At 65.2% G+C, this 19,047-nt stretch carries 15 protein-coding genes; 7 read left to right on the forward strand and 8 right to left on the reverse strand.

Annotated features, from left to right (window positions below; translation table 11 throughout):
* From IF809_RS03700 to IF809_RS03710, 3 genes are all read right to left on the reverse strand, one after another.
* Nucleotides 1-849 carry a DUF1236 domain-containing protein gene (locus IF809_RS03700; protein ID WP_128966001.1) on the reverse strand — a complete coding sequence of 283 codons (849 nt, stop codon included), beginning with the start codon at nt 847-849 and terminating at the stop codon, nt 1-3.
* A gap of 238 nt (nt 850-1,087) precedes the next feature.
* Nucleotides 1,088-1,855, reverse strand: coding sequence for a DsbA family protein (locus IF809_RS03705; protein WP_453979116.1), 768 nt, complete (start codon nt 1,853-1,855; stop codon nt 1,088-1,090).
* 96 nt (nt 1,856-1,951) lie between these two features.
* Nucleotides 1,952-3,355 carry a M48 family metalloprotease gene (locus tag IF809_RS03710; protein WP_453991172.1) on the reverse strand — a complete coding sequence of 468 codons (1,404 nt, stop codon included), beginning with the start codon at nt 3,353-3,355 and terminating at the stop codon, nt 1,952-1,954.
* A gap of 174 nt (nt 3,356-3,529) precedes the next feature.
* On the opposite strand from IF809_RS03710, the gene IF809_RS03715 reads away from it, so the two are divergent.
* The 3 genes from IF809_RS03715 (at nt 3,530) to IF809_RS03725 (ending at nt 6,783) form a co-directional block, all read left to right on the forward strand.
* Complete coding sequence (locus tag IF809_RS03715; protein ID WP_462836848.1) at nt 3,530-4,717, forward strand: pyridoxal phosphate-dependent aminotransferase; 1,188 nt, start codon at nt 3,530-3,532, stop codon at nt 4,715-4,717.
* Between the two features lie 90 nt (nt 4,718-4,807).
* Nucleotides 4,808-5,365: a biotin transporter BioY gene (locus IF809_RS03720; protein WP_462836888.1), complete on the forward strand. Its 558-nt coding sequence runs from the start codon at nt 4,808-4,810 to the stop codon at nt 5,363-5,365.
* Nucleotides 5,366-5,448: 83 nt separating this feature from the next.
* Nucleotides 5,449-6,783: a dicarboxylate/amino acid:cation symporter gene (locus IF809_RS03725; RefSeq protein ID WP_128966005.1), complete on the forward strand. Its 1,335-nt coding sequence runs from the start codon at nt 5,449-5,451 to the stop codon at nt 6,781-6,783.
* 28 nt (nt 6,784-6,811) lie between these two features.
* On the opposite strand, the gene IF809_RS03730 is transcribed toward IF809_RS03725, so the two are convergent.
* Complete coding sequence (locus IF809_RS03730; RefSeq protein WP_462836849.1) at nt 6,812-7,696, reverse strand: SDR family oxidoreductase; 885 nt, start codon at nt 7,694-7,696, stop codon at nt 6,812-6,814.
* A 91-nt stretch (nt 7,697-7,787) separates the two neighbouring features.
* On the opposite strand from IF809_RS03730, the gene IF809_RS03735 reads away from it, so the two are divergent.
* Together IF809_RS03735 and IF809_RS03740 are read left to right on the forward strand one after the other, a co-directional pair.
* Nucleotides 7,788-8,615: a helix-turn-helix transcriptional regulator gene (locus tag IF809_RS03735; protein ID WP_453979113.1), complete on the forward strand. Its 828-nt coding sequence runs from the start codon at nt 7,788-7,790 to the stop codon at nt 8,613-8,615.
* A gap of 65 nt (nt 8,616-8,680) precedes the next feature.
* The gene (locus IF809_RS03740) at nt 8,681-10,765 is read left to right on the forward strand and encodes a tetratricopeptide repeat protein (RefSeq protein ID WP_462836850.1); all 2,085 of its coding nucleotides are present in this window, start codon (nt 8,681-8,683) and stop codon (nt 10,763-10,765) included.
* Here IF809_RS03740 and IF809_RS03745 read toward each other — a convergent pair.
* The 3 genes from IF809_RS03745 to IF809_RS03755 are packed head-to-tail and all read right to left on the reverse strand — an operon-like array spanning nt 10,762 to nt 14,777.
* Nucleotides 10,762-11,994: an NAD(P)/FAD-dependent oxidoreductase gene (locus IF809_RS03745; RefSeq protein ID WP_462836851.1), complete on the reverse strand. Its 1,233-nt coding sequence runs from the start codon at nt 11,992-11,994 to the stop codon at nt 10,762-10,764. The two genes, IF809_RS03740 and IF809_RS03745, sit on opposite strands and share 4 nt — an antisense overlap.
* Before the next feature lie 15 nt (nt 11,995-12,009).
* Nucleotides 12,010-13,224: an MFS transporter gene (locus tag IF809_RS03750; RefSeq protein ID WP_453979110.1), complete on the reverse strand. Its 1,215-nt coding sequence runs from the start codon at nt 13,222-13,224 to the stop codon at nt 12,010-12,012.
* Between the two features lie 56 nt (nt 13,225-13,280).
* Nucleotides 13,281-14,777, reverse strand: a complete 1,497-nt coding sequence (locus IF809_RS03755) for an amidase (RefSeq protein WP_462836852.1) — start codon at nt 14,775-14,777, stop codon at nt 13,281-13,283.
* Nucleotides 14,778-14,984: 207 nt separating this feature from the next.
* Here IF809_RS03755 and IF809_RS03760 point away from each other — a divergent pair, with 207 nt between their 5' ends.
* Nucleotides 14,985-15,665 carry a helix-turn-helix domain-containing protein gene (locus tag IF809_RS03760; protein WP_453991168.1) on the forward strand — a complete coding sequence of 227 codons (681 nt, stop codon included), beginning with the start codon at nt 14,985-14,987 and terminating at the stop codon, nt 15,663-15,665.
* 66 nt (nt 15,666-15,731) lie between these two features.
* Here IF809_RS03760 and IF809_RS03765 read toward each other — a convergent pair whose 3' ends face one another.
* On the reverse strand, nt 15,732-18,032 hold the full coding sequence (locus IF809_RS03765; protein ID WP_462836853.1) for an Rne/Rng family ribonuclease: 2,301 nt from the start codon (nt 18,030-18,032) through the stop codon (nt 15,732-15,734).
* Nucleotides 18,033-18,053: 21 nt separating this feature from the next.
* Here IF809_RS03765 and IF809_RS03770 point away from each other — a divergent pair, with 21 nt between their 5' ends.
* Nucleotides 18,054-18,926 (forward strand): hypothetical protein, encoded by an 873-nt coding sequence (locus IF809_RS03770; protein ID WP_462836854.1) that lies wholly within the window; start codon nt 18,054-18,056, stop codon nt 18,924-18,926.
* The last annotated feature ends 121 nt before the right edge of the window (nt 18,927-19,047 follow it).

A 19,047-nucleotide genomic window follows, 5' to 3' on the forward strand; every position in this document is an offset into this window, starting at 1 on the left:
TTAGGTGTTCAGGACAGCCACGATCTCATAGGTGTCCGGATTGATGATCACGATCTCGTCCTTGACCAGGACGTAGCGGTAGGTCCGCCATTCCGGATAGATCGTAACGACCCGGGACGGCAGGGCGTGCAGCTCGATACCTTCGCGCGGAATACGGGTACCGACCGCGATCGAGAAGTTCACGTTGGTCACCGGACGCACGTGCTCCTCGCGGATCACCGAGGTGATCTGGGTGCGCTGCTCGGTCGAGAGCTTGGCGCCGGCGCCGGCCTGTCCGACGGTCGTGTTGGTGTTGGTCTGACCCTGCGCACTCTGGTTGGTGCTGGTTCCGGGCTGGCCCTGCGCGTTCTGGTTGGTGCGCGTCTCGGTGCCCTTCTGGTTCTCGGCATTGTTGGTCGGGGCGCCGTTCTTGCTGCCCTCAGCCTTCATGTCCTTCTGGTCCTTGGCGCCGGACTTGCTGGTGTCCTGGCTCATGCTCTTGGACTTGTCCTGCTGACCCTGCGCGCGTTCGTCAGTGCGCTGGCCCTTGGTGGCGCCGGACTTCTCCTCAGCCGCGTTCTTGTTCATCTCGCGGCCGGAATGTTCGTCCTTGCCCGAGGACTTTTCCTCGGCCGACGTGCCGGACTTCATGGTGCTGGAGCCGCCGGCCTGGCCAACGGTGCCCTTCTCACGGGTGGATTCCTTGCCCATCGCGCCGCCGCGCTCGGCAGCGCCGCCGGAGGACTGCGAGTGCTGCGTCGGCTGCGCGCCGGCGCCGCTCTCGTTCTTCATCGTGCCTTGTGCGTTGGCCAGACCGGTGCCTGCGACGAGTGCGAGTGCGGCAACCGAGACCATAAAGCGGTTCAACATCGTATTCTCCTCACGTGTTTCTTTGCGTCATTGCCCGCGCCACCAACGAAAGGAGATTTGAGTTGTTCCGGAACATCTGATGTTCCCCGGCATTTGTTTCTTAAACGCGCGATGAACGCGCGCGCCGGATTCGCGCCAGTTTTTGGCCAACGAAAAAGGCCGGCTTTTCAGCCGGCCCTGTTGCGAGTGTGAGTTGCAAAAGTCCGATCAGCAAGGGGGCTTGTCGGCAAGTCGCCTGTCAGCAGGTCGCCTTGCCGCAGCGGGCAACGCCGATCTTTTCCTTCAGGCCGTCGAGACCAACGGCGCCGACCACGATCTGTTTGCCGATCACGTAGCTCGGCGTGCCGTTCATGCCCATCGCTTCGGCGAGCTTGAAGTTTTCCTCGATGGTGGCGCGGACCTCCGGGCTTCCGATGTCCTTCTCGATCTTCGCGACGTCGAGCCCGGCTTCCTTGGCCGCCTGGAGCGCGCGTGCCTTGTCGGCGGCGCCACGGCCGCCGAGCAGCCTCTGGTGGAAGTCGAGATATTTCTTCCCGGAGGGATCCTGCATGCGCACGGCGACCGCCACCTGGGCGGCCTCGACCGAGCCCTGGCTCAGCACCGGAAACTCCTTCAGCACGACCTTCAGCTTGGGATCGGATTTCAGGAGGTCGAGCATGTCGCTCATGGCGCGCTTGCAGTAGCCGCAATTGTAATCGAAGAACTCGACGAAGGTGACGTCGCCGTCCTTGTTGCCGAGCACGACCTGGCGCGGCGAATTGAAGATCGCATCCGAGTTCTGCGTAACGCTGGCTTCGTGCTTCTTCGCTTCCGCATCAGCCTGGCGCTTGCTGAGCTCGGTCATGGCTTCCTCGAGCACCTCGGGATGGGTGACGAGGTAGTTCTTGATGATCGCCTCGATATCGGTGCGCTGGGCATCCGAGAAGCTGTCGGCCGAAGCCGGTCCCGTTGCGCCGAAAATGGCGAGCGCAAACAGCGCGGGAGCAAGCAGGCGCAGCGAAGGCATTGGCAAATCCTCTATCCAGAGCAAGTTTCAAAAAACGTCGCGGCGGACTTAAGCAGGTGTCGTGACGTCAAAGTGGCGGTCGTCAAGTTCAGGCGTCTAGTTGCGCGGCGGCTTGGACGCCACGATGTCGTCGGCCTTGACCCATCCGGGCGTGCCGACGGCGAAACGGGTTTTCGCGCGCGTGGCGAGCTCGCGAGCGGTCTTGTTGTCGCCGCGCAGATACGCGGCCTGGGCGGAGGCGAGATCCGCCTCGGCATAGTCTCCCTTCCGGCCATAGGCCATCGCGAGCTGGGTGTAGCCGATCGGCGCCTCGGGCTCGCGTGCCACTGCGGCACGGAGAATCTTGATCGCGTCGTCCGTGTAGGCCTTATTATCGGTTCCAACCAGAGCCTGCCCAAGTAACATCTCGATGAGGGCGGCATTGTTCGAGAGTGCGACAGCCTTGCGCAGGGGAGCGATCGCCTCGGCAGGCTTGCCGCTCTCGAGCAGGGCCTGGCCGCGGACCTCGTAGAAATACGGGTTGTTCGGCTGGACCGCGATCAGCGCGTCGATCTGGGCCAGCGCGCTGCGCAAATCGCCGTGCAGATAGGTGCTGATGGCGCGGGCATAGCGTGCCGGTAGGCTGTCATTGGTCAGGGGATAGCGGCGGTAGACCGTCTCCGGCCGCTCCATGAAGGCCGAGATCTTGGCGCGGACCATGTCGTGACGGAGCTGGAGCGCGGGATCGTCTTTCTTGTCCCAATAGGGACTGGTGCTGGCGAATTCCTGAAGCGCGGCGACGCGCTCGGCGGGCATCGGGTGCGATTGGAGATAGGGATCGGCGCCGCGCGAGGCGAACAGGCTCTCGCTGGTGAAGCGCTTGAAGGTCTCGTACATGCCCTTCGGCGACTGCTGGGTCGCGGTCAGGAATTTCACGCCGGCACGGTCGGCGTTTTCCTCCTGCTGGCGCTGGTAGGAGAGCAGCGAACGACGGATCATCTCCTGCGGCCCGGTGAGCGCCGCCGCACCGGCATTGGCGAGGCCGTTGTTGCCGCTGTTGCCGCCGCGGCTGGCACCCGCGGCGAGCGCGCCTGCGCCGAGCAGCATGGCGATGATCATCTGGGTCTGGGCGTTGGCGAGCTGCTCGCGCAGCTTGGACAGATGGCCACCGGCGAGATGCCCGGTCTCGTGCGCGAGCACGCCGATCAGCTGGTTCGGCGTCTCCGACTGCAGGATCGCGCCGTAATTGACGAAGATGCGGCGGCCATCGGCGACGAACGCGTTGAACGAGCTGTCGTTGATGATGACCATGTTGATGTTCTGCTTCTCCAGACCGGCGACGCGCAGGATCGGGCGCGTATATTCGCGCAAGAGCTGCTCGGTTTCGGTGTCGCGCAGGATCGGCGGCCCTTTGCCCTCCTGCGCCCGTGCCGTGGAGAACGGTGCCAGCGCCATCGCCGCTGCCGTGACGAGGGCGGTCAGCGCCGAGGCTTTCTTGCGCAATGCGATCTGGAGCGACATCAAACGGTCTGGGTCAAACGGGCTTTGAAGCAGTGTTGTGATTGGTTTTGGCGATTGGCGGCGGACCGGATAAGCGATATGCCCTTATGAGCCGTATATTGCGGCTAGTCTGGGGCGCAAGCGCCCTGTTTCCGGACCGCACAGGCCGGTCCACCAGCGAAATAGCAGAAATCGATGCACGATGCGACATTGAGGAACCGGGTAGGGCAGTGGCTCGAGCCCTCCCGCCGCAGCGATGTTCCCCCGTTCATGGTGATGGACGTCATGGCGGCGGCGGCCCGAATCGAGGCGGCCGGCGGCCATGTCATTCACATGGAGGTCGGCCAGCCCGCGGCCGGGGCGCCGAAGACCGCGATTGCTGCGGCGCAGGCCGCGCTTTCTGCGAGCCGGATCGACTACACCTCGGCGCTGGGCATTCCGTCCTTGCGCGAGCGCATCGCACGGCATTATCGCGATGCGTATGGCTGCGCCGTCAGCCCGGACAGGATCGTGGTGACCACGGGCTCCTCCGGCGGGTTCGTCCTGGCGTTCCTGTCGATGTTCGAGCCGGGCGCTCGCGTTGCCGTCACGGTGCCCGGCTATCCGCCATACCGTCACATCCTCACCGCGCTCGGCTGCGAGCCGGTGCTGATCGAGACCAGCAACGAGACGCGCCATGCGCTGACCGGGGAAGCGCTGCTCGCCGCCCACCGCAAGGCGCCGCTGAAGGGCGTGCTGGTCGGCAGCCCGGCCAATCCGACCGGAACGATGATGTCCCGCGAAGCGCTCGCCGGCCTCATCACGGCTGCGGAAGATGCGGGCATCCGCTTCATCTCCGACGAGATCTATCACGGGCTCGACTACGCGTTTCCGGCGGTGACGGCGGCGGCGTTGTCCGAGCACGCAGTCGTGATCAACTCGTTCTCCAAGTATTTTTGCATGACGGGCTGGCGCGTCGGATGGATGGTGGTGCCCGAGATTTTGGTGCGGCCCATCGAACGGCTGCAACAGAATCTCTCCATCTCCGTGCCGTCGCTGTCGCAGATCGCTGCAGAGGCCGCGTTCGACGGTGTGGCCGAGATGGAGGAGATCAAGCACGGCTATCAGGAGAACCGGCGCATCCTGATCGAGGGATTGCCTCGGGCGGGCCTGGGCAAGTTCTTGCCTGCGGACGGTGCATTTTATCTCTATGCCGACGTCTCGGATTTCACCGCCGACAGTTACGACTTCGCCAAGCAAATGCTGGAGCAGGCCCATGTTGCGGCAACGCCGGGTGTCGATTTCGATCCGATCCATGGCCGCTCGTTCATCCGATTCTCCTATGCGCGATCGGCCGCGGAGATGCGGGAGGCAGTTGACCGGATCGCTCACTGGCTTAAATAGCCGCCAGTTTTCGCCAGCCTTCCGGAGTGCATCTTGTCTGACCCAATCGTCCAGTCTGCCGCCACATCGCGTTCTCCTCTTGCCGCAGTGATGTGGCCGACCCGGCCGGGCGAAGCCGTCGGCGCGTTGCGCGCGTTCGTGCTCATCGCGCTCGGCTCCGCGTTGATGGCGCTATCAGCCAAGGTGAACCTGCCGCTGCCTTACGTGCCCATGACGTTGCAGACACTGTTCGTGCTGACGATCGGCGCGGCCTACGGCTGGCGCCTTGGCAGCGCAACCATGATTGCCTACCTCGCCGAAGGCGCGATGGGGCTTCCGGTTTTCGCCAGCCCTGTCGGTGGAATTGCACCGCTGGTCGGGCCGACCGCCGGCTATCTCTATGGCTTCGTGGCGGCTGCCTTCATCACCGGCTGGCTGGCGGAGCGCGGCTGGGATCGCAACGTCGTGCTGCTGTTTGCGGCCATGGCGTTCGGCCATGTCGTCATTTTCATCGCCGGCTTCGGCTGGCTGGCGTACGGCATCGGGCTTGGTGGAACCAAGGCTTGGGCGGTCGGCGTCGCACCGTTCATCGCGGCCTCCGTCATCAAGAACGCACTCGGCGCCGCCCTGATGCCGGCGATGCGCCGGATCGTCGACCGGCGCGGCTAGATTTCACTGTACGGAATGTTCCAATTGACAGAGCCGGCCAAGTTGCTCTTGGCTGGCTCTGAGTTTTGAGGGGGAGTGAAACAATGACGACGACAACGATGGCCGGGGTGCCGGCTGCACCGGCTGCGGCCAAGCCTTGGTATAAAATTCTCTACGTCCAGGTGCTGATCGCCATCGTGCTCGGTGCAATCGTCGGCTCGTTCTGGCCGTCCGTTGCCACCAACGATTGGATCAAGGCGCTCGGCGACGGCTTCGTCAAGCTGATCAAGATGGTGATCGCCCCGATCATCTTCTGCACCGTGGTCTCCGGCATCGCCCACATCCAGGATGCCAAGAAGGTCGGACGCATCGGCGTCAAGGCTCTGGTCTATTTCGAGATCGTCTCCACCTTCGCGCTCGTCATCGGTCTCATCATCGGCAACGTCGTGAAGCCGGGCGCGGGCTTCGGCAGCGCGGCTGCCAACGCGCAGGCCGTCGCCAACTATGCCAAGCAGGCCGAAGGCCAGAAGTCGGTCGACTTCATCCTGCACATTATTCCCGACACCGTGGTCGGCGCGTTCGCCCAGGGCGAGATCCTGCAGGTGCTGTTGTTCTCAGTGCTGTTCGGCTTCGCCATCATGAGCTTGGGCGAGCGCGGCCACACCATCCGCAGCTTCATCGACGATGCCGCCCATGCCGTGTTCGGCGTCATTTCCATCGTGATGCGCGCGGCGCCGGTTGGTGCGTTCGGCGCGATGGCCTTTACGATCGGCAAGTTCGGCACCGGCGCGATTCTCAATCTGATGGGTCTGATCGCGACGTTCTACCTCACCGCGGCGCTGTTCGTCTTCGTCGTGCTCGGCATCATCGCGCGCCTCGCCGGCTTCTCGATCTTCAAGTTCCTGGCCTATATCAAGGACGAACTGCTGATCGTGCTCGGCACCTCGTCCTCCGAGAGCGCGCTGCCGTCCTTGATGGAAAAGCTGGAACGGCTCGGCTGCTCCAAATCGGTGGTCGGCCTCGTGGTGCCCACGGGTTATTCCTTCAACCTCGACGGCACCAACATCTACATGACCCTGGCGACGCTCTTCATCGCCCAGGCGCTTGGCTTCGATCTCACCTTCGGCCAGCAGCTCACCATTCTGGTGGTGGCGATGCTGACCTCGAAGGGCGCCTCCGGCATCACCGGCGCCGGCTTCATCACGCTGGCGGCGACCCTTGCGGTGGTCGATCCGCGACTCGTGCCGGGCATGGCGATCGTGCTCGGCATCGACAAGTTCATGAGCGAGTGCCGCGCCCTGACCAACCTCTGCGGCAACGGCGTCGCCTGCGTGATCGTCGCCTGGTGGGAGGGCGAGCTCGATCGTGACAAGCTCAACGCGCGGCTGAGCCGGCAGATCGATCCGACCGACATGGAAACGGCGATCACGACGGACTGATCAGGATTTGACAGCGCGACGCGCGCTGTCAAACCTTGAAGTAATAGGGCTGGTCGAGATCCTCGATCAGCCCTTTTTCTTTCGGCTCCCAGCCGAGCAGGGCGCGGGTCTTCGCGCTCGATGTCGGCACGTCGATGCCGGTAAATTGCGCGAACCAGCCGAAATGGCCGGCCGCTTCCTCCGGTGATTTCGAGACCACGGGCACGCCGAGCCTTTTGCCGATCACCTCGGCAATGGCCTTGAACGGCACGCCTTCCTCGGCGATCGCATGATAGCGCGGTGCATTTGCGCCTTGCTCGAGCGCCAGCCGATAGACACGCGCGGCATCGAAGCGGTGCCCGGCAGGCCAGCGGTTCATCCCGTCGCCGACATAGGCCGACACGCCTTTCTCGCGCGCGATGTTGATCAGGATGGGGACGAAGCCGTGGTCGCCTTCACCGTGGGTCGACGGCGGCAGACGCACCACCGCCGTGCGCAGGCCCTGCGCAGCCAGGTCCTCCGCGACGGCTTCCGATACGCGCGGAAAGCGACGCGCGGATGGGTCGTCTTCGGTCGCAAGGCGTCCGGGCGCGAGCAGCGCGACGCCGCCTGTAACGATCAACGGACGGTCGGATCCCCTAAGCTCCTCGCCGAGCGCGAGAATGGCGCGGCGGTCGAGCTCGCAATTCTCCAGGAATTTCGAGAAATCGTGGTTGAAGCCGAGATGCAGCACGCCATCGGAGCCGGCCGCGCCGCTGCGCAAGGACGCGTGGTCCTCGAGCGAGCCGCGCTGAACCTCGGCACCCATGGCAGCGAGTGCTGCAGCGCCTGACTCGGAGCGGGCAAGTCCGAGCACGCTGTGGCCGGCCGCGATCAGATCCCGAACGACGGCGGAGCCGACGAAGCCGGTGGCGCCAGTGACGAAGACACGCATGAGCAATTCTCCAGGGTTGGTGGAGACGACCATCTGCGCTAGGATTATCCGGGTAAAGTAGTGAGTTTATCAGGGTATAATGGCTAACAGGATGGCTGCCACCGCCAGCGAGAATCCGCTCGGGACCTATTTGAAAGACCGCAGAACCCGGCTTGACGCGGCCGCGTTCGGCTTTGGCGGCAGCCGCAGGCGCACGCCGGGGCTGCGACGCGAGGAGGTGGCGCAGCGGGCCAATATCAGCCCGACTTGGTACACTTGGCTTGAGCAGGGGCGGGGCGGTGCGCCCTCGGCCGACGTGCTCGACCGGATCGCGCGCGCACTGATGCTCACCGACGTCGAGCGCGAGCATCTGTTCCTGATCGGTCTCGGCCGTCTGCCCGAGGTCCGTTACCAGGCAAGCGAGGGCGTCTCGCCGCGCCTCCAGCGCGTGCTCGACGCGCTCGAGACCAGTCCGGCCATCATCAGGACCATGACGTGGGATGTCGTGGCGTGGAATCGTGCGGCCACGATCGTGCTGACCGACTATTCGAAACTACCGCCGGAACGGCGCAACATCCTGCGTTTGATGTTCTGCGAGCCGCATGTGCGGGCCGCGCAACATGATTGGAACAGCGTGGCTCGCTTCGTCGTGGCAGCCTTTCGCGCGGACGCGGCGCGTGCCGGCGCGGTCTCGCACGTCGCTGAATTTGTCGACGAGCTCTGTCGCCTCAGCCCGGAGTTCGCGAAGCTGTGGGCCGACAACGACGTCCGCTCCCATGGCGAAGGCGTCAAGCATCTGCGCCATCCCGTGCTCGGCCCGATCGCGTTCGAATATTCGGCCTTCGCGGTCGACGGCCGGCCCGATCTCGGCATGGTCGTCTACAACCCGGCGACACCCGAGGACGCTCAGCGCATCAAGGCTGTGCTCGCCAAAGGCTGACTGACGGATTTCGCAGCTTCGCCCGTTTAACCCGCATCTCTGACGTTGAAGAGCGGGGCGCTATCTTGGGCAATGCGGCAGTAGATCGGATCGTACGGGAGGCGGCGGAGCATTTTGCGGCGGGTCGGCCGGATCAGGCGGAGGTCCTCTGCACGGAGGTCTTGAAGGCAAAGCCGGATCATGTGCCGGCGCTGCATCTGGCCGCCGTTGCGGCTTTCGTCAGCGACCGTGCCTCCGACGGCGCGGCGCTGCTCAATCGGGTCTTCAACATCGATCCCGACCACGCGCCTGCGCTGATGACGCTCGGCGATGCGCTTGCCGTGAAAGGCGAGCACGAGGGCGCCGTGGCCGCGTTCCGGCGCGCGCTATGCGGGCGGCCCGATGATGCCGGCCTGTACAACAAGCTCGGCGTGGCCCTGGGCGAGCTTGCGCGTTTCGGCGAAGCCGAGACGGCCTATCGCCGCGCGATCGCGCTCGACGCTCATCTGACGCGCGCGTGCTTCAATCTCGCCGTCGCGCTTGCGGAGCAGGGACGGCTGATCGAGGCTGAGGAGGCGTATCGCGCGGTGCTCGCGCGCGACCCCGTCTTTCGAGGGGCCTGGCTCAATCTCGGCAACGTCCTTGCGGACCAGAACAGGCTCGACGAAGCCGCGGCCGCGTACCGCCGCGGGCTCCAGCTGGATCCTGACGATGTCGGTTTGATCTGCAATCTCGGCGCGGTGCTGTATCGGCAAGGATTGCCCGAGGGAGCCATCGCACAATACCGCTGCGCCATCGCGCTCGCGCCCGGCAATGCCGCGACGCTGCGCCTGCTTGGTCTGGTCCTGCATGAAGCCGGTCATTTGCAGGAGGCCGCGGAGATCTACCGGCAGACATTCGCGCTTCAGCCTGGCGATCACATGATTGCCACCAATCTCGGCGCCTGCCTCTCAGATCTCGGCGAACTCGACGACGCCGTTGCGGCCTGCGAGCACGCCTTGCGGCTCAAGCCCGATCACGCGCCGGCCCATACCAACCTCGGCATCATCTTCGAGAAGCAGCAGCGCATCGCCGATGCGGTGGCCGCGCATCGCCGTGCGGTCGCAGCCGATCCATCCTATGCCAAGGGGCACGCCAATCTCGCGGTCGCTTTGCGCAATGCCGGCGAGATCGACGAGGCGCTTGCAGTCTCGGCCCATGCGGTCGCGCTCGATCCGGAGCAGCCGCTCGCGCAATATAATCACGCGCATTTCCTGCTGATGAACGGCCATTTTGCCGAGGGTTTCGAAGCCTACAAATGGCGCCGCAAATGCAGGACGCTGTCGGACGGCGATCCCAGTTTCAGCGAGCCGGAATGGCAGGGCGAGCCGCTCGATGGCCGCACCTTGCTGGTGTTCGCCGAATACGGCCTCGGCGATGCCCTGCATTTCGCGCGTTATCTGCCGATGGTGACGGCCATGGGCGGCACGATCATTCTCCAGGTGCAGCCTGCGCTCGCCTCGCTGCTGCGGCACTTGCCCGATGTCACCGTGATGTCGCGCGGTGAAGCGTTGCCGCCATTTGATTTGCAAGTGCCGTTGATGAGCCTGCCGCGCCTGTTCGGCACCACGCTCGCTAATTTGCCCGCTGACGTTCCTTATCTGCATCCGGATCCCGAGAGAGTGTCGCGCTGGCAGGCCGCACTCGGTCGCGAGACGCGGCTGAAGGTCGGCGTGGTCTGGGCCGGCAATCCCAGGCACAAGGGCGACGGGCAGCGTTCGCTGTCAGCCGAGGCCTTGCTGCCGCGGCTCGTGATGCCCGATGTGCAGCTCTATAGCCTGCAAAAGGAACCACGAACGGAGGACGGCGCCGTGCTCGCGGCACTTGGCGACGCGGTCATCGACCTCGCGCCTGCACTCGGTGATTTCGCCGATACTGCGGCGGCGGTGGTGGCGCTTGATCTCGTCATCGCCGTCGACACGTCGGTCGCGCATCTTGCCGGCGCTCTTGGCCGCCCGGTATGGATGCTCACGCCATACGCGCTCGACTGGCGTTGGCTGCGCGACCGCGAGGACAGCCCGTGGTATCCGACCATGCGGTTGTTTCGTCAGCGTAGGCCCCGCGAATGGAGCGACCCGCTGACGCGCTTGACCGCAGCGCTTGCGGTTCTCGCGGCGAAGAGCACGAGCTAGAACCGTTCCGGCCGGTACGGCGTCGGGTCGATCGACGGCGTATCGCCGTTCATCATCTCCGCGAGCAGTCGTCCGGTGGCGGGGCCGAGCGTAAAGCCCTGGTGACCGTGGCCGAAATTCATCCAGAGGCCGGGATGGCGCGGGGCGCGGCCGAGCACAGGCACCATGTCGGGCGTGCAGGGCCGGGTGCCGAACCACGGTTCCGGTTCGGCGCGCTTGCCGAGATCAATCAATTCGCGCGCGGAGGCTTCGGCGCTGGCGAGCTGCACCGGCGTTGCCAGCGCATCCGGCCCCGTCAGCTCGGCGCCGGTGGTGATGCGGATCCCCTTGGCCATCGGACCCATGGCGTAGCCGCCGCCCTTGTCGACCAGCGGCAGATCGAGCGAGGCGCCTCCGGTGTAGTGCATGTGGTAGCCGCGCTTGCGCACCAGCGGAATCCGATAGCCGAACTTGTGCAACAGATCCGGCGACCACGGCCCGAGCGTGACGACGGCGTTGGCGGCATCGATGCGGCCATTGTCGGTCTCGACCGACCATCCGGTCGCGGTCTGCTGAAGCGACTGCGCATCGCCGAGCACGATTCTGCCGCCCGATCGTTCGAACAGATCGGCGTAGGCCGTGACCAGGGCGCCGGGATCCGACACCGTCCAGGTGTCGAGCCAGTGGATCGCGCCGGGAAGGTCGTCGCGCAGGATCGGCTCGGCCTTGGTCAGCTCGCTGCCGGAGAGCACGCGAAAATTCACGCCGAACTCGCGGCGGTCGTCCTCCGCCGTCTTGATCGCCTGGTCGAAGGAGGCGGCGTCACGATGCAGCACGCGATAACCGGCGCGGCGGATCAGATTGTCGGCATGGGCCTCGCGGATGAGGATATCGTGCTCGGGCGTCGCATAGGCGATCAGGCGCGCCCAGGCCTCGATCGCTTCGCGATGCCGCTTCGGCGCCGAATGCCACCAATAGCGGAGCAGGGGCTCGACGTGACGATGCAGCGACGAAAGGCTGTATCGCACGTCGTTGGTGCGGCCGGTCGCGATATTCACGAGCGACGTGAGGTCGCGCGGCATCGGGTAGGGCCGCACCGCCTCCGCCTGGATCATGCCGGCGTTGCCGTAGCTGGTCTCGCGGCCCGGCTCCCTGCGGTCGACGAGCGTCACGCTCCAGCCGCGCTGCTTCAGATGCAAGGCGGCGCTCACGCCCACCATGCCACCGCCGAGAACGATTGCGCTTTGCATCGCAGATCTCTCCTGTCAGGCCGGCTCTAGCGCGAGCTTGGGCTGCGCCGTGTTGATGGTCGTCGCGACAACCACGGACAGCGCCGTCATCGCGACCAGGAATCCGAAGGCCGCGTCGAATGATCCGGTTCCGGTCACGATGAATCCCATGATGGCCGGCGCAACGAAGCCCGCGCTCTGGCCGCCGAGATTGACCATGCCGACGCCCGATCCGATCTGATCGTCGCGGAGCAGCTTGGTCGGGAGCGCAACCACCGCGGCCAGCACGAAGGATTTGAAGAAATAGACCAGCGACTGAAACACGATCAGCACTGTGATCGTCTCCGCCTTGTACATGGCGTAGAGGAAGATGCCGGTCAATGTCGAGCTGCCGATCAGCAGATATTTTTCGCGTTCGGCAAAGAAGGTCGTCATCACCCAGCCGCCGATCGCGGTCGCGATCGTCGCCATCACGAACGGGATCGGCGCCACGATGCCGACGGTCTTGAGGTCAAGTCCGCGCTGCTGCAGCAGATAGAGCGGCATCCAGGAATCCAGGCCCTTGTTGACGCAGCTCAGGCCGAACCACACCACCATCAATTGCCAGAGCAGCGGATTCTTCATCAGCTCGCGCATCGGCGCCCGCGGCTTCGCCGTCACCGGTCCGACGCCGATACGCGAAAGATGCGGAACGAAGACGAAGTAGACCACCGCGAACACGACGCCGGCGATGCCGATGGTATTGAAGGCATGACGCCAACCCAGCCAGAGGATCAGGGGCGCCATGATCAGCGGCGCGATCATGCTGCCGGCATAGTTCGACGACAGCAGCAGCGCCGACATCTTTGGCCGGCTGTCCTTCTTGAACAGTTCCGCGATGGCGCGGATGCTCGCCGGCGGAAAGCCGCCCTCGGCGATGCCGAAGATGAAGCGGATCGCGATCAGCGAGGTCAGCGACCAGGCCAGGCTGGTGAAGGCCGTGAAAATCGACCACATCACGATCGTGATGATCACCACATATTTCGAACCGAAGCGATCGGACAGCCATCCGCCCGGCACTTGCATCGCGGCATAGCCCAGGAAGAACGCGCTGATGACGATGCCGAGGTCGGCGGCCTGGAGGTTGAAATCCTTCCCGATCTGCGCCAGCGCCAGCGAGATCGCCGCGCGATCGACGTAGGAGATGCAGTAGGCAATGTAGAGCAGGACGAACGCGACGATTCCGGTTTTCCGCTGCGACAGTTCAGTCATGCTCGTCTCCGGTTTGCCGGCGATCACGCCTGCTCGTGGTGGTCTGATTCCGAGGTCTATTCCCAGGTCAGGAAGCCGGGGGTCGACGACAGCGGCGGCGCCATTGCAAGTTTGGCCAAATCAGGCACCGGCCGGCACATCTGCGGGTCGCCCGCAAATGCAGCCTCGAGGCTCGCTGCGACCGAAAGCACGATCGCGTCGCCGCCGCGGGGGCCGACGATCTGGAGGCCGAAGGGCAGGCCGGCTTCGTCGCGCCCGAGGGGAATGCTGATCGCGGGATGCCCGGGGAGTGTCACGGCGTAAGCGAGCGCGAGCCAGTGGAAGTAGGATTTCGTCGGCACGCCATCGATCTCGGCAGGATAGAGCTCTGACCACGGCCGCGGGCTGAGCGTGATGGTCGGGCTGATCAACACGTCGCAATTTTCGAAGAAGCTTTGATAGGCGCGATAGATCCGCGTCTGCGTCGTCGCCGCGCGGGCGTGGTCTTCGAGCGAATAGGTGAGTCCTTCCTCGACATTGGCGCGGACATTGGGGCCGAGCATCTCGGGCCGTTCCTTGTAGTTCTTGCCGTGCATCGCCAGGAAGAGGCCGGCGCGCAGCACGGCGAAGGCATCGTCCGCACCGGTGCAGTCGGGGGTCGCCTCGCGACATTCGGCGAACAGCGGCGCAAGCCTCGCTACACGATCGCGGAACACGCGGCGGATAGCCTGCTCCGTCGGCGCAAAGCCGAAGTCCTCGGTGAAAGCGAGGCGCAGCTTGCCGAGCTTCGCCGGGCGCGGCGCGGCCCAACGCTCGGCGCGTGCGCGCACGGGCTCGCTTGGCAGCGTGTAGGCGAGCGGATCGCGGGCATCGTCGCTCGCCATCACCGACAGCATCAGTGCGGTATCGGCGACGTTGCGCGCCATCGGCCCGTCGGTCGACAGGTTGGACCAGCCGAAGGCGCGCTTCTCGCTCGCAATGAGGCCATAGGAGGGTCGCATGCCGACGATGCCGGCATAGCCCGCGGGATTGCGCAGAGATCCTCCGGTGTCCGAGCCCGAGGCAAGCGGAGCCATGCCGCAAGCGAGCGCGACCGCCGACCCGCCGGACGAGCCGGCCGCGGAGCGCGAGGGATCAAAGGGATTGCCGGTTGCGCCGAAAACAGGGTTGCGGGTGTTACCGCCGGCGGCCCATTCCGGCGTGTTGGTCTTGCCGAAGATGATGGCGCCGGCCGCGCGCAACCGGGCGACCGAGCCCTGGTCCGCGACCGGTACATGGTCGCGCAACAGCGGGCTGCCATAGGTGGAGCGCATCCCGGCGGTGTCCTGGGTATCCTTGATCAAGACGGGAAGTCCGTGCAGCGCGCCACGATCCTCTCCGCGCAGGATAGCGGCCTCCGCCTCGTTCGCAGCGGCGCGCGCCCCGGCCTCGTCAAGTGTCACGACGGCGTTGACGGCGGCATTGGTGATGGTGATGCGTGACAGGCAGGCATCGAGCAGTTCGACAGGGGAGATCGCCCGCGCGGCCAGCAGCCGGCGCAGCTCGACGGCATCAGTGTCACAAAGCTCGGGCAACGCGGTCCCTTTCAGATTATGAAAACGATTTAGCATATCGGAAACTAAGGCCCGCGCACCAATATTCGTCAGACAGGACGATTCTTGCACAAATCTTGGCTTTTTTGACCCGGGAAGATCCCTGAGAGGCGATCCTCGGGCGCCTTTCGCCGAAAAGATTAGATGGATAGGCCAACAACTTTTCTGCAGTCATGGTAGGATTGCTGCATGAGCGAAACCACCACGCCCGAAGGCGCCAACTCCCAGCTCGGCCAATGTCTCAAGGCCGCGCGCCAGGCGCGTGGCCTGACGCTCAAGCAGGTAGCGGAACGGACCGGCATGGCGCTGTCGACCCTCTCGAAGGTCGAAAACGGCCTGATGTCGCTCACCTACGACAAGCTGCTTCAGCTCACCTCGGGTCTGAAGATGGAAATCGCGGAGCTGTTCAATCCGGCGGTCGCGGCACCCTCGCAGGGCCGTCCGGTCACCGCGCGGCGGAGCATCAGCCGGGCCGGGCAGGGGCAGCTGATCAACACGAAATTCTACACCTATACCTATCAATGCACCGATCTGATCGGCAAACGGATGGTGCCGATCGTGGCCGAAGTCCGCGCGCGCTCGCTGGATGAATTCGGTCCGCTGCTGCGCCACGCCGGCGAAGAGTACTTCCTGGTGACGAGCGGGCGCGTCGCTGTCCACACGGAGTTCTACGCGCCGGAGATCCTTGGCGAGGGCGACGGCATCTATCTCGACAGCACCATGGGCCATGCCTACCTCAACGCCGGCGAGGCAGCATCGGCGAAGGGCGTCTGCCTCTGCACCAGCGAGGCGCCGGATCTCTACGACCAACTTCGCCAGATCGCATCGCGCGAGGAGGCGCCGCTCGGCGCTGACGAGCCGCCGCCGTAACATTCGGCAAGGCATGAAACGAAAAACGCCTGGCTTTTTGCCGGGCGTTTTCATTTGTGCGTTTGCTTATTCGCCGCCGCCGAAACGGCGGGACCACCAGCCGGCCCGACGCGGGGCTGCCGGCGTCTCCGCTGCCGCGTCCGGCGCGGGTTCCGGCGCAGGCGCGGGCGCTGCAACGGGTTCAGCTGCAACCGGGGGCGCAGGCTCGCTCGGGCTGCTCGTCAGGAAGCTCACCTTCTCGCGAACGGTCGAGCGACGGCGTGTGGCCCTGTCGTCGGCCGCGGGCTCTTCTTCCGCGACAGCAACGGGCGCAGGCTGAACCGGCGTTTGAACGGGTGCCTGAGGCTCGGCCTGCGACGTTTCAGCGGAGGGCATGTGCTCCGCATGCGCAATCGACGGAGCGGGCTCGCTGGCAGACGAGCCGTCGAAGTCGGCCACTGCCTCGGTTGCTTCCGGCGGTGGATTGCTGCCGCCAATTTCGTCGCCGATGGATCCGGCGAGGCCTTCCTCATTGCCACCGCGCCGACGACGTCCACCCCTGCGACCGCGCCGGCGCCGGCGCTCGCCGCCACCCTGCTGCTCGCCACGGGCGGCCTGTTCCTCGCCTTCCTCACCGTCTTGCTCGGACTCGGCATCCTCGTCGCCTTCGCCGGCGGTCATTGCCGGCTCGGGAAGCGTGGCTGGGCTGTCCTCGCGAAGCTCGCCGTCGCGCTGACCGCCGCGACCGCGACGACGGCGGCGGCGCTTGCGGCGCTGCCCGTCACCTTCGGACGCGGCTTCACCTGAGGCCTGCTCATCGCCGAGACCCTCAGTTTCGTCGGTCTCGACCTCGGATTCGGTCTCGAGGTCGAAACCGTCCTCGTCGTCATAGGCCTCTTCGGGCAGTGGCGGCGGGCTTGCGGCAGCCTGGGCTGCGAGCAGCGCCTTGGCGGCTTCCAGCGTGTGGACCTGCTCGCCGCGGTCGATGACGTAGGCCTGCGGGCCGCTGACGGACTGATCGGCGATGACCGACAGCGTGACCTTGAAGCCGTTTTCGAGGTCGCGCAAATGGCCGCGCTTGTGGTTCAGCACATAGAGCGCGACGTCGGTGCGGGTACGGACCACGAGATTGTGGGTCGCGCCCTTCATCAGGATCTCTTCGAGCCCGCGCAGCAGCTGCAGCGCCACCGAGGACACCGACCGGACATGACCGGTGCCGCCGCAATGCGGGCAGGGGTCGGTCGAACTCTCCAGCACGCTGGCGCGGATACGCTGGCGCGACATCTCCAAGAGGCCGAAATGCGAGATGCGCCCGACCTGGATGCGCGCGCGATCCTGCCGCAGGCAATCGGACAGCTTGCGCTCGACCGAACGGTTGTTGCGCTTCTCGTCCATGTCGATGAAGTCGATGACGATCAGGCCAGCGAGGTCGCGCAGGCGAAGCTGGCGGGCGACCTCTTCGGCCGCTTCCAGATTGGTCTTGAGCGCGGTGTCCTCGATGTGGTGCTCGCGGGTCGATCGTCCGGAGTTGACGTCGATCGAGACCAGCGCCTCCGTCTGATTGATGACGATATAACCGCCCGACCGCAGCTGCACGGTCGGCGAGAACATCGCATCGAGCTGGCTTTCGACGCCCATCCGCGAGAACAGCGGCTGGCCGTCCCGATATTGCTTCACCGCGCTGACATTGGCGGGCATCAGCATCTTCATGAAATCGCGTGCTTCGCGGTAGCCGGCTTCGCCGGCAACCTGGATCTCGTCGATCTCCTTGTTGTAGAGGTCGCGCAGCGAGCGCTTGATCAGCGAGCCCTCTTCGTAGACCAGGGTCGGAGCCTGCGACTTCAGCGTCAGGTCGCGCACCGTCTCCCACATCCGGATCAGGTATTCGAAGTCGCGCTTGATCTCGGGCTTGGTGCGGGCCGCGCCCGCGGTGCGCAGGATGATGCCCATGCCCTCGGGCACGTCGAGATCCTGCACCACTTCCTTCAGGCGCGAACGATCCTGCGCCGAGGTGATCTTGCGGCTGATGCCGCCGCCGCGCGCGGTGTTCGGCATCAAGACGGCGTAGCGGCCGGCGAGCGACAGATAGGTCGTCAGCGCCGCGCCCTTGTTGCCGCGCTCTTCCTTGACCACCTGCACCAGCATCACCTGGCGGCGCTTGATGACTTCCTGGATCTTGTACTGGCGGCGCGGCCGGAAGGTGCGCTCCGGCACTTCTTCCAGCACGTCATCACCGCCCACGGATTCGACGACTTCCTCTTCGGCTTCCTCGCCGTCTTCTTCGTCCTCGTCGTCTTCACCGGCAGCTTGCGCGGCCTCGCCATGTGGCGCCTCCGTCGGCTCCCCAGCGGCGTAGACGGCATCGGCCGGCTCGGCGGCCGAGGTCACGACTTCGGCAAAGTCCTCGCCATGCGCTTCAACGGACGGAGCCTCCTGAGGCTCGGCAACGGTCTCGGCCGCAACTACGGGCTCCGCGCCGATCGCCGCGACGGGCGCGGGCGCCTCGTCGGCGTGATGATCATCGCCATGATGATCGTGTTCGTGATCATCGCCATGGTCGTCATGATCATGATCGTGCGCGTGCTCGTCATGGGTGCGAGGATGATCATCGTGCTCATGATTGTCATGGCCGTGATCGTCGTGGTCGTGATGATCGTGGTCTTCGTGCTCGCCGTGGTGTTCGGCGTCGGCGTGCAGGTGCTCGCCCTCATGCGACGTGGCGTCGGCGAACTCCGGCTGAACGTCGCCCTCGACCGGCTGGGCCGCGGGATCGGCGCCGGCCTCGAGACCTTCGACGATGTCGCTGCGGACGCGCTCGCCATGGCCACGCCGGCGGGCGTTGCGGTGGCGCGAGCGACGACGGCCGTGGGAGCGGTTCTCGCTCTCTTCCTCGGCTTCGCGATGGGCCTGCTCCTCGGCCTCGATCAGCGCCTGCCGGTCGGCGACCGGGATCTGGTAGTAGTCGGGATGGATTTCGCTGAAGGCGAGGAAGCCGTGGCGGTTGCCGCCATATTCGACGAAGGCGGCCTGGAGCGAGGGTTCGACCCTGGTGACCTTGGCGAGGTAGATATTCCCGCGCAGTTGCTTGCGTTGCGCGGTCTCGAAGTCAAACTCTTCGACGCGATTGCCGCGGACCACGACGACCCGGGTCTCTTCCGGGTGGGTGGCATCGATCAACATCTTGTTGGGCATGTCTTAACTCTTGGCGGCGGCGGGCGCGGTTCACCGTGGGCGGGAAGAGCGCTGCCGGGTGACGCGACGGTCCACCTGATTCGGGGGTGAGGGGAAGGCCGAAACGCCGTCTCTCGCGCCTTGCCGGACCGGAAGCTTCAGGACCGAAGCGGCGTGCGGGATTTTCACTCCGCAGCGTCGCGAATGATCCTTCAGAATTGGTCGGCACAGT

Source organism: Bradyrhizobium sp. UFLA06-24 (assembly GCF_054967145.1).